1 tRNA gene and 1 other RNA gene are annotated in these 255 nt (G+C 56.1%); both read right to left on the bottom strand.

The features are described from left to right. Positions 1-67 precede the first annotated feature (67 nt). A tRNA-Val gene (locus tag MITSMUL_RS11965) sits at positions 68-143 on the bottom strand. Positions 144-194: 51 nt separating this feature from the next. Next, positions 195-255, bottom strand: a non-coding RNA gene (locus MITSMUL_RS12465) — RtT sRNA; the annotation flags it as partial.

Genomic DNA, 255 nt, shown 5'->3' with positions numbered 1-255 from the left:
CAGGATTCGAACCTGCGACCAATTGATTAAAAGTCAACTGCTCTACCAACTGAGCTAACGACCCGAGTGGTGGGTGATGACGGGATCGAACCGCCGACCCCCTCCTTGTAAGGGAGGTGCTCTCCCAGCTGAGCTAATCACCCGATACTGCGCTGGATACTACAAACTACTTCCACCGAACCCACCGTCATTAGTGGTGGGTCGTGCAGGATGACTCGCTTCGCTCGCCCTACGGGCCGTTGCTGACGCAACGTT

The organism is Mitsuokella multacida DSM 20544, from assembly GCF_000155955.1.
GTDB classification, from domain to species: Bacteria; Bacillota; Negativicutes; order Selenomonadales; family Selenomonadaceae; genus Mitsuokella; species Mitsuokella multacida.
The sequence above is the reverse complement of the archived record's forward strand: the minus strand, read 5'-3'. Positions and strand labels throughout refer to the sequence as shown.